Source organism: Chryseobacterium mulctrae (assembly GCF_006175945.1).
GTDB classification, from domain to species: Bacteria; Bacteroidota; Bacteroidia; order Flavobacteriales; family Weeksellaceae; genus Chryseobacterium; species Chryseobacterium mulctrae.
Map to the genome: position 1 here is coordinate 2,282,642 of NZ_VAJL01000001.1, position 11,315 is coordinate 2,293,956.

Sequence of the window (11,315 nt, forward strand, 5' to 3'; positions counted from 1 at the left end):
TGTGCTGTGAAACTGTTTCATCAAATTGAAATTTTAAATTTTCAAAGCTCAGAAGCATTTCACAAATAATTTTGAATTTTAGTTTCACAAATGTAAGATTTTAATGTCTCGCAAAAAATCGAATCTTTTAAAAGTTTTCAAAAAATTCCCCACAAAGCTTTACCCACCAATCAACACTATCATCTTTTTTTTTTAAAAGAAAGAATGAATACTGTTGTTGAGTGTTGTGAGTTTCGGGGATAACTTTAACGATAAAACTTGATAACATCTATTTTATGCGTAACTCAGATTTAATTCACATTTTAAAATGCTGAAAATCTGTTTTTTCGCCTACTTACTAACAATTATGGATAACTTTTCCACTATTCTGATTATGAATAACTGATTTATGGAAAAACTAACGAATACTCTGAAAAAAGTTTTTAAAAATTTTTACTCAAATATTAGGAAGTAATTTCTATTACAACTTTTTCAGAAGAAAAAAAATATTATTTTTAACAAACTTTTCCACAGTTATTAACAATGATCTTAACAATTTGTGAGTAACTAACTAACAATTTATGAGAATTGGGAAAAAGTGAAAATAAAAATTAAAAATATGCTGAAAATCAATTTATTGTCTTTTGTATTAATCGTTTTCAATTGTTTTGGACAAGAAAACTATACTACAACCTCCTCAAAAATTAAAGAAGTCAAAATTTATTCAAATGGCGGAATTATCAAACATTCTTTCTCGGCAGATGTAGCACAAGGAAAAAATTTCATCATCATCAAAGAGTTTGGGAGAAACAGTGGAATGGATATTTCATCTTTTAAACCAGACAAAAAGATTAACCTTTTACGTTACGAAACATATAATAGTAACTACGCAGAAAAACTTGGTAAAAATAAAAACATTGGTCCTATAAATGACAGCATTGAATTTTATAAAAATGCTAACAAAAAGATTGAACAGGAGCTGACTCTAACTAGAAATTCAATAGGAATTATTCAGAAAAACCAGACATTGGGGAATCCTTCTTCTGCAGAAATTTTAAAAATGATAGAATTTAATCAGACAACTCTCAAAAATTTATACAAAGAGGAAACTGATTTTCAGGCGAAGATTGCAAAAAATCAATCAAGAATTTCGGTTTTGGAGAATAGAAAATATGCATCGTCCAAAGATGATGAAATCTCAAATAATAATATTATTGTTCTTCAAATTACAAGTGATAAAAGGCAAACAGTTAATTTTGAAGTCAATCAGCAAATTCAAAATGCGAATTGGAGACCCTACTATGTGATAAAATCTAATGGTATAAAATCTCCACTTAAGATTTCTTACAAAGCAAAAATTCAACAAAACACAGGTTTAGAATTTAAAAATATTCCTGTAAAACTAATCAACGGAAGTTTTAGTTCAGAAGATAAACCTTATGAATTGGACCGTTGGTTTTTGAGAACAGAGCGAGATTATTATGTTTCTAATCAGGCATTTCAAAGACCGAAGAGTAATGAGAAAACTTCCAACGTAGCTGAATATGCAGTATTGGGAGACTCTAGATCAAGAATTTCTCAAAGAACGATGAAAACAGAAATTTCTTTAGATAAAAATGTAGTGCTTCCTTCAGATGTTGAAGTAACGGAGGATTTGAATGACTTTGAAGTAACGACTAATTATAAATATTTTGCAACACCAAAGCTAGAAAACAAAACTTTTCTTCTGGCTTCTATAAAAGATTATTCACAATATAATTTCTTACCTGGAAATGCAGATATTTTCATGGAAGATGTACAAATTGGGACAGCAAATATTGATACGAATCAATTGACGAGTGAAATGCTGATCAGTCTTGGAAGTGATCCGAATATTCTTACCAAAAGAGAGATGGTAAAAAGTGAAACTAAAGATTTAGGTGAAAAGGAGAAGTTTGAAAATTACTTCTACGAAATCACTATTAAAAATAATAAAGATACCTCTGTGAAACTTGAAGTGAAAGATCAGATTCCGCTTTCGATGGCAGAAAATATAAAAATAGAAGCTGTTAATCCGGATAACGCAGACTATGACAAAAGCTCGGGTTTCCTGATTTGGAATTTTGAGATAAAACCTAATGAAACTAAGAAGATTAAATTCGGATTTAACGTAACTTTGCCAAAAGATTTAATAACTGCAGATATAAGATAAAAAGTAAAATAAATTTAAAAGTAAAAAATGAAAAGAAAAATTGCTATTGCAGCAGATCATGCAGGTTTTGAATATAAAGAATATTTGAAACAGCAGTTACAAGACGAATTTGAAATTCAGGATTTTGGAACTCATTCTCTTGAAAGTGTAGATTACCCTGATTTTGTACATCCAGCAGCTTCTTCTGTTGAAAATGGAGACAATGAATTAGGAATTTTAGTTTGTGGAAGCGGACAAGGCGTACAGCTTTCTGCTAATAAACACCAAGGAATTCGTTGCGCACTTTCCTGGATGCCGGAAATTGCGGCTTTATCTAAACAACACAATAATGCGAATATGGTTGCATTGCCTGCAAGATTCGTAGCTAAAGAATATGCTTTGGAAATTGTAAAAACTTTTTTGAATACAGAATTTGAAGGAGGAAGACACCAAAACAGAGTAGATAAAATTGCATTCTGCTAAATTAGTAAAGGCTTGTAAATCAAATTACAAGCCTTATTTATTTTTTATTTTATATATTTGCACTGTCCAACAGAAATTACCAAGCTGTTGATTCCTAACGAAATTTCAGATTCTTTTATAAAGACTTTCAGAAAATTTTCTCTCTCCTTCTCCATATTTGTTTTAAATTTAACTAAAACTTTCATCGTAAATATTCCAAATGGAAAATTGATAGGTTTTGATTAAAGAAATTTAACTTTTGAAGAAATTTATATTTTCATTTTTCTTGTTATTAAGTTTTCTGTGTTTTCAAGCACAGGAAAAAGATTCTGTAAACAATGAAAAAATTGAAGATGTTGTAATTTTAGGACTAAGAAAAGTAGATTGTCAAAAAATCTATGATGAAGAAAAAGCACTTTATGAAAAGCAGTCGGAAGAGCTTCAGAAACTTAATTTTGAAACATTATTTGATGAGATCTTAAAACTGAAAGAATTTCAGAAAATAAAATCTGATGAAAGAAAAATAGTTATACTTAATCCTGATTACATTACAATAACATTTTCTTGCGGGAATGATTCTTTTTTTAAATGCAAACATTATGAAAAGTATATTAACAAAGATGTTTTCGAAAAGGTATGGAATAAAAATGGCTATTTAAAAATTCTAAATTTCTTTGATAATAAAATAATTATTCCTTTGATTGAATTGCCTTTTTGGTCTTTTGAACAAAATATGAAGGATGAAAATAATTATCTTAAAACACGAAATATTGGACCTTTTCACAAAGGAATTTACAGAGATTTAAATAATAAAAAGAAAGAATTTTATTATTCATCTCATAAAAAAACAAAAGAGAGCTTAGAAATTAGCCTTGACAAGAATAAAATAATTGCACAGAATTACCTTCAACTTGATATGAAAATATTTCCTGTCGTAAGTGAAAATTCGGGCGTTTATAGCGTTACAATCATTTTAGGAAATGGAGAAAAAGAACTCAGCAAAAGATATTTGCTTTACCAATACAAGGATGGAAAATGGAATTTTTTAGAAGAAAAAACTAAATAATCTATTACTAAAACAAAAAAGGATAGTAATCCAAAAAAAATGATGATGATTAATTTAAAAAAAACTTCATCAAAAAATTAAATAAAAATTTAGAAATAAAACAAAATATTTCCGATTACAAGCTAAAGGAAATACCTTTATACAATTAAATTAAAAAATGGCAAAAAAGAAAAAATATATAAGTCAGAAAAACGATCATAAATTAATGGAAATTGGAAGATTGATCATGAAATTTATGAATCAAAATCAAACCAAATTATACAATTACAAACAGATCTCAGACGGAATTGATCACAAAAATCCTCGACAAAGGGAAATGGTGATTCAAGCTTTGCACAAATTGCTGGCAAACCAGAGAATTAAAGAAACTGAAAAGGGCAAATTCAGTATTAATCTCAATATTGAGGGTACTTTAACGGGAACTATCGATTTCAACCAAAGCGGAAATGCTTACGTTACTGTAGAAAACCTAAAAGATGATATTTTCATTCACTCTAAAAACGTAAAAGACGCTTTACAGGGCGATAAAGTTTTAATTGTTACTTACAATTTCAAAGGTAAAAAACTGGAAGGTTCAGTTTTGGAAGTTCTGGAAAGAAAAAGATCAGAATTTGTAGGAACTTTCCAATTGGTTCCACATAAAGAATTTGGGTTTGTAGTTTGTGATAAAAAAACCATCAATACCGATATTTTTATTCCGAAAGGGAAAATAAATGGTGCTGAAAACGGTAATAAAGTCGTTGTAAAAATGACAGAATGGAAACCTGGGGATAAAAATCCTGAAGGAGAAATTTTACAGGTTTTAGGAAACCCAGGAGATCATGAAACTGAGATCCACTCTATTCTTGCAGAATACGGTTTACCGTACGAATTTCCTGAAGAAGTGGAAAGAGATGCCGATAAAATAGACCGCAGAATTACCGATGAAGAAGCTGCAAAACGTTGGGATATGCGTGATGTTTTAACCTTTACGATTGACCCGAAAGATGCAAAGGATTTTGATGATGCCTTGTCGATGCGCAAACTAGAAAACGGAAACTGGGAAATTGGAGTTCACATTGCAGATGTTTCTCATTACGTAGTTCCTGGAACTATTTTGGATGATGAAGCGTACGAAAGAGCAACCTCTGTTTATTTGGTAGATCGCGTTGTACCGATGCTTCCGGAAGTTTTAAGTAATGATGTTTGTTCGCTTCGTCCGAATGAAGATAAATATACTTTCTCTGCTGTTTTTGAGTTGAATGACGATGCAGAAATTCAGAAACAATGGTTTGGAAGAACAGTAATTCATTCCGACAGAAGATTTACCTACGAGGAAGCTCAGGAAAGAATCGAAACTAAAGAAGGCGATTTGCAGGAGGAAATCAATGTTTTAGACAGATTGGCTAAAATTATGCGTGCAGGTCGTATCAAAAACGGTGCGATTACTTTCGACAGAAGTGAGGTTAGATTTAATTTAGATGAAAATAATCAGCCGATTGGAGTTTACTTTAAAATCAGTAAAGATTCTAATCACCTGATCGAAGAATTTATGTTGCTCGCTAATAAGAAAGTTTCAGAATTTGTTTCGTTGAAAAGCGGAAGACCGAATGAAAACACATTCATTTATAGAATTCACGATGATCCGGATCCTGCAAAACTTGAAGCTTTAAGAGATTTCGTTTCTACTTTTGGATACAAAATGGATCTTGCCAATACCAAAAAAGTAGCAGAATCTTTAAATACTTTGTTGAAAGATGTAAAAGGAAAAGGCGAAGAAAATATGATCGAAACTTTGGCGATGCGAAGTATGAGTAAAGCAGTTTATTCTACAGATCCTATCGGTCACTACGGTTTAGGATTTGATTATTATTCGCATTTCACCTCTCCTATCCGTCGTTATCCGGATTTGCTTGCGCACAGATTGTTGCAGCATTATTTGGATGGAGGAAAATCTCCCGACAGAAATGAATTGGAAGAAAAAGCAAAACACTGTAGCGCAATGGAACGTTTGGCAGCCGATGCAGAAAGAGATTCTATCAAATTTATGCAGGTGAAATTCATGGAAAAACATTTGGGAGAAACTTTCACAGGGGTAATTTCCGGTGTCGCAGAATTTGGTTTCTGGGTAGAAATTCCTGAAAACGGTGCAGAAGGTTTAATCAAACTTCGCGATTTGATGGATGATTCTTACACGTATGATAAAGCAACACATGCTGTTTACGGATCTCGTACAGGAAACAGATATCAATTGGGAGATCATGTTCAGATTAAAGTGGTAAAGGCCAATTTAATTCAGAAACAGCTCGATTTTAAGATTGTTGATTAAGATTTTAAAAATAAATACAGAAGACTGCCCGATTGTGGCAGTCTTTTTTTGTTTTAAAAAGTCTTTATTGTACAATTCAGGTTTAAAAAACTCATTTTTGCAGACAAATAGAAATATAATTTTTAAATTTGGGATAGAAACAATTTTGAATGTTTGAACTTATATTGTCGGCCATTGGTCTTGGTTTTATGTTGAGCCTGGTTTTCATTGGTCCTATTTTTTTCCTTTTGATTGAAACCAGTTTCACAAGAGGTCCTAAACATGCTTTAGCGCTAGATTTTGGTGTTATTACAGCAGATTTACTATGTATCGTTGCAGCCTATTATGCAAGTGCAGATATTGTTAATTTAATTGATAAACATCCCGGTTTTTACAGAATTACCTCCATTCTTATTCTTACCTACGGAATCATCATGATGGTGACAAAAACCAAAATGCATTTGCCGGGTGAAGAAAAAATAATCAGCCAGAATTATTTTAAAACATTCCTCAACGGATTTCTTTTAAATCTTCTCAATGTCGGAGTTATTCTTTTTTGGTTGGTAACAGTAATTGGAGTTCGAAATCAGTATCCTGATACAGAAACATTGATTCTTTACCTGGCAATTGTAATCGCAACTTATCTTTTAATTGATTTTGCTAAAATTTTTCTTGCAAAACAATTCCATTATAAACTGACTCAAAAATTGGCAAACAACATCAGAAAAGGGGTGGGAGTTGTGCTGATTATTTTCAGTTTTTTCATTTTCCTTCAAAGCTTTAAAATGTTTAATCAATTTGATAAACAGCTGGAAGAAGCCGAAAAAAAGGAATTAAAATATAAAAAATAATCATTTTTCAATTGAAAATATCTTGGGTTTCTTTGCTAAGTAGAACGCCTTCGCGAACAAAAAATATGCAGAATAATAGTAAAAGAAATCTTTGCGAACTTTGCGTTAAATTTTAAGAATCACTAAAATAATCATATTAAAAAACAACAACTGATTAATGAAAATATTTCCAAAGTCACTTAAGAAAGGCGATAAAATTGCCATCATTTCTCCTGCAGGTTCAGTGGAACCCACTCAATTAGAAAAAGGGATTGAAATGATTAAATCTAAAGGTTTTGAACCTGTTTTGGGCGAAAATCTTTATACTAAATTTTCAAACGGATACAATTACGCCGGAACTGAGGAGCAAAGATTGAAAGATATGAACTGGGCTTTAAATGACAGCGAAATTTCTGCAGTTTGGGCTTCAAGAGGTGGTTATGGCTGTCAACATTTAATTCATGGTTTAAACTTAAAAGAATTTACCAAAAATCCGAAATGGTACATCGGTTATTCTGATAATACCGTAATTCAAAGTTTTTTACTGAAAAAAGGTTTTGTTTCCATACACGGTCAAACCATTAAAACATCAAGCTTCGGAGTTACTGAAGAAAGTTATGATCTTATTTTTGATATTTTAAAAGGGAAAAAGCCAAAATACAGTTTAGAATCAAATCAATTTAATAAAAAAGGAAATATTGAAGGCGAATTGATTGGAGGGAATTTAGCGCTTATTTATGCGCTTTTAGGAACCAAATATTCTTTTGATTTTAAAGATAAAATATTATTCATCGAAGATATTGGTGAAAATTTTTATGCGCTCGACAGAATGACGATGAGTCTTGAATTAGCGGGAGTTTTTACAAAAATAAAAGGTTTAATTGTTGGTGGAATGACCAATATGGGTGACGAAAAAGACAACAAACAATACGAAGAAAGCTTTGATAAATTTGCAAACCAGCTTATTGCCGATAGAATTTCAAAGTATAATTTCCCGGTTGTTTTTGATTTTCCAAATGGACACATTAAGGATAATCGACCGTTGATTATTGGAAGCCAGGTTAAGGTAAAGATTAATGATAAGGTAAAGGTTGAGTTTTAAATAAACCCTAAAACTTCCCTACTCTCAAACACTCCAACTCAAATGGCAGATCACAACGACCTCGGCAAACTAGCAGAAGATTTGGCAGTTCAGTTTTTACAGGAAAACGGCTACAAAATTCTTGTGAGAAACTTCCGGTATCAGAAAGCTGAGATCGATATTATCGCTGAAAAGGATAATTTAATTATTGTAACAGAAGTAAAAGCGAGATCAACCGATTTTTTCATTTTGCCTCAGGAAGCTGTTACAAAAGGTAAAATCAAACTTATTGTTACTGCCGCCAATCATTTTATGGAAGAATTTAATAAAGATCAGGAAGTACGATTTGATATTATTTCTGTTCTTCCCGACGAAAAAGGAAAACTCATTATAGAACATATTGAAGATGCTTTTGAAGCATTTGATGCAAACTAAATTAATTTAACAATGTATCAATATAGCAATGTACCAATTATTGGTAAACTGTTATATTGATACATTGTTAAATTTAAAAATTGAAAATTTTTATGAAAACAATACTCATCACCGGAGCGACTTCCGGAATAGGAAAATCTACCGCTGAACTTTTAGCAAAACAAGGAAACAGAATTATTATCTGTGGAAGACGACCAGAAGTTTTAGAATCTGTAAAAGCAGAATTATCATCTTTAACTGAAGTTTTTAGTTTAAAATTTGATGTAAGAAATCTTGAAGAAGTTGAAACCGCCATCTCATCACTTCCTGAAGAATGGAAAAATATTGATGTACTGATTAATAATGCGGGAAATGCACATGGTTTAGAGCCTCTTTCAGCTGGAAGTACGGATGATTGGGATTCTATGATCGACGGAAACGTAAAAGGTCTTTTATACGTTTCTAAAACGCTTATTCCGATGATGAAAGAAAGAAATTCTGGTCAGATTATTAATATCAGTTCAGTTGCTGCAAGACAAACATATGCGAATGGCGTTGTGTATTGTGCTACCAAAAAAGCAGTTGATGTTATTTCTGAAGGAATGAGAATTGAACTCACAGAATTCGGAATCAGAGTTACCAATATTCAACCAGGAGCTGTAGAAACAGATTTTTCTTTAATCAGATTTAAAGGAGATCAGGAAAGAGCTGCAACCGTTTATGCAGGTTACGAAGCTTTAAAAGCCGAAGATATTGCTGATGCGATTGCTTATTGCATCAACGCTCCACAACATGTAACGGTTTCTGATATGACGATTTATCCAAGTGCACAGAGCGAGCCGAGAACAATTTACAGAAAAGGATAATTTGAAAAATGAGGTTCTTCCCTATTCTATTTTTGTTTTGCTTTGTTTTTGGATTTTCCCAAAATTATTCAAAAGATGAGAAAGCGGTTTTATTGGAAGCAAAAAAGCTTGATTCTCTGATGTCGAATAATGATACTCAAATTATCGATTTATTTTGTTCAGATGTTTCGTTTGGTCATTCCAATGGATGGATTCAGAATTTGGAAGATTTCAAGAAAGATTTTTCTTCTAAAAAAGTCAGTTATAAAGAAATTACACAACTTGAAATTTCAGAATTAAAACAGTTTAAAAATACAGTAAGCATTCGAAGAACTATAAAAGTTGCTGGTCTTTATAAAAATCAGAGTTTTGAAATGAAACTGGCTTTACTTGAAATCTGGATAAAAAAGAAATCTAATTGGAAATTGTGGAGCCGGCAAAGTGTGGAAATAAAGCCATAAATTTGCATAGAATATCAACACAATGAAAGAAGAGATTCAAAATTTTTTAATTTATAATACGCCTAATGAAAAAGTTAGAGTTGATGTTTTTTTACAAAATGAAACACTCTGGCTAACTCAAAAGGCAATGGCGAGTTTATTTGAAACAACACCTCAAAATATTACAATTCATTTAAAAAATATTTTTGAGAGTGGAGAACTTAGTGAAATGGCAACTTGTAAGGAATTCTTACAGGTTCAAAAAGAAGGTAATAGAATGGTTGAAAGAAACCAAAAATTCTATAATCTTGATGCTATAATTTCAGTTGGTTATCGTGTGAATTCATCCAAAGCGACCCAATTTAGAATTTGGGCAACACAGACTTTGAAAGAATTTATCATCAAAGGTTTTGTAATAGATGATGAAAGATTGAAACAAGGTCAAAATGTATTTGGTAAAGATTATTTTAAAGAACTTCTGCAGAGAATCCGCTCTATTCGAGCAAGTGAAAGAAGAGTTTACCAACAAATCACCGATATTTTTGCTGAGTGTAGTATTGATTATGATAGAAATTCTGAGATTACGAAAAACTTTTACGCAATGGTTCAGAATAAATTTCATTTTGCAATTACCGGAAAAACTGCTGCTGAAATTATTTATAAAACTGCCGATTGTACCAAAGACAATATGGGCTTAACATCTTGGAAAAATGCTCCGGATGGAAGAGTTTTGAAGCAAGATATTTTAATAGCTAAAAATTACCTTCAAGAAAAAGAAATTAAACAACTGGAAAGAACCGTGTCAGTATATTTTGATTATATAGAAGGGTTGATTGAAAGACAAAATACTTTTACAATGGAATCTTTGGCTAAAAGTGTCAATCGGTTTTTAGATTTTAACGAATACAGAATTCTGGAAGGAAAAGGAAATATATCTAAAATTGCTGCAGAAAAAAAAGCAATTAAAGAATATGAGACTTTTAACAAAACTCAAAAAATAATTTCGGACTTTGATAAGCAAATTAAAAAATTAGGAAAAGATTAAAATAAAAAATGAAAATATTATATCTCGAAACCTCCTCAAAAAACTGTTCAGTAGCCATTTCAGATGATGAAAAACTGCTTTGCTCTACAGAAGAAGTTTCAGAAAACTATAAACAGAGCGAGTCGCTCCACACTTTTGTAGAATGGGCTTTGGAAGGAGCTAAATTATCAATAAAAGATATTGAAGCCATTTCTTTAGGAAAAGGTCCTGGTTCTTATACAGGTTTGAGAATTGGAGCCGCCTCTGCGAAAGGTTTTTGCTACGGACTTAAAATTCCTTTGATTGCGGTCAATTCCATGGAAAGCATGATAGAGCCTTTTTTAGAACAAAACTATGAATTAATCATCCCTTTGATCGACGCAAGACGAATGGAGGTTTATACCGCTGTTTATGATGGAATTTCGGGGGAAGAACTTATTCAGACCGAAGCTAAAGTTTTAGATGAAAATTCTTTTGAAGAATTAAAAGATAAAAAAGTACTTTTTGTAGGCGACGGAGCGTTAAAAGCAAAAGAAATACTGAAGCTTCCAAATGCAGAGTTTAATGCAGAGATATATCCTTCTGCTCAGTTTTTAATAAAGAAAACTTTAGAAAAAATAAAGAATGAAGATTTTGAAGATATAGCTTATTTTGAGCCTTTCTATCTTAAAGATTTTCATGGAGTAAAGAAAAAAACAAAAAGCGAAGAATAATCTT

The 11,315-nt window shown here is 31.5% G+C and carries 11 protein-coding genes; all 11 read left to right on the top strand.

Translation table 11 applies throughout. From position 1 onward, the window contains the following. Positions 1-598 precede the first annotated feature (598 nt). The 11 genes from FDY99_RS10390 to tsaB all read left to right on the top strand — a co-directional run bounded on the left by FDY99_RS10390 (position 599) and on the right by tsaB (position 11,311). Entirely contained in the window at positions 599-2,170 is a 1,572-nt protein-coding gene (locus FDY99_RS10390) for a DUF4139 domain-containing protein (protein WP_139421292.1), read from the top strand. A 27-nt stretch (positions 2,171-2,197) separates the two neighbouring features. Continuing rightward, the gene (rpiB, locus tag FDY99_RS10395) at positions 2,198-2,632 is read left to right on the top strand and encodes a ribose 5-phosphate isomerase B (RefSeq protein ID WP_074230553.1); all 435 of its coding nucleotides are present in this window, start codon (positions 2,198-2,200) and stop codon (positions 2,630-2,632) included. Positions 2,633-2,870: 238 nt separating this feature from the next. Beyond that, positions 2,871-3,677 carry a hypothetical protein gene (locus FDY99_RS10400; RefSeq protein ID WP_139421294.1) on the top strand — a complete coding sequence of 269 codons (807 nt, stop codon included), beginning with the start codon at positions 2,871-2,873 and terminating at the stop codon, positions 3,675-3,677. 157 nt (positions 3,678-3,834) lie between these two features. Next, the gene (gene rnr / locus FDY99_RS10405; protein WP_139421296.1) at positions 3,835-5,985 is read left to right on the top strand and encodes a ribonuclease R; all 2,151 of its coding nucleotides are present in this window, start codon (positions 3,835-3,837) and stop codon (positions 5,983-5,985) included. Positions 5,986-6,134: 149 nt separating this feature from the next. After that, a complete protein-coding gene (locus FDY99_RS10410) occupies positions 6,135-6,815 on the top strand; it encodes a LysE family translocator (RefSeq protein WP_074230550.1) in 681 nt (226 codons plus the stop codon). Between the two features lie 157 nt (positions 6,816-6,972). Next, on the top strand, positions 6,973-7,896 hold the full coding sequence (locus FDY99_RS10415; RefSeq protein ID WP_139421299.1) for a S66 peptidase family protein: 924 nt from the start codon (positions 6,973-6,975) through the stop codon (positions 7,894-7,896). A 42-nt stretch (positions 7,897-7,938) separates the two neighbouring features. Further along, complete coding sequence (locus FDY99_RS10420; RefSeq protein WP_139421301.1) at positions 7,939-8,310, top strand: YraN family protein; 372 nt, start codon at positions 7,939-7,941, stop codon at positions 8,308-8,310. Positions 8,311-8,402: 92 nt separating this feature from the next. Then, positions 8,403-9,155 (top strand): SDR family NAD(P)-dependent oxidoreductase, encoded by a 753-nt coding sequence (locus FDY99_RS10425; protein WP_074230547.1) that lies wholly within the window; start codon positions 8,403-8,405, stop codon positions 9,153-9,155. A gap of 8 nt (positions 9,156-9,163) precedes the next feature. Continuing rightward, complete coding sequence (locus FDY99_RS10430; RefSeq protein ID WP_139421303.1) at positions 9,164-9,595, top strand: nuclear transport factor 2 family protein; 432 nt, start codon at positions 9,164-9,166, stop codon at positions 9,593-9,595. Between the two features lie 22 nt (positions 9,596-9,617). Beyond that, positions 9,618-10,619, top strand: a complete 1,002-nt coding sequence (locus FDY99_RS10435; RefSeq protein ID WP_139421305.1) for a virulence RhuM family protein — start codon at positions 9,618-9,620, stop codon at positions 10,617-10,619. A gap of 8 nt (positions 10,620-10,627) precedes the next feature. Then, on the top strand, positions 10,628-11,311 hold the full coding sequence (gene tsaB, locus FDY99_RS10440; RefSeq protein WP_139421307.1) for a tRNA (adenosine(37)-N6)-threonylcarbamoyltransferase complex dimerization subunit type 1 TsaB: 684 nt from the start codon (positions 10,628-10,630) through the stop codon (positions 11,309-11,311). The last annotated feature ends 4 nt before the right edge of the window (positions 11,312-11,315 follow it).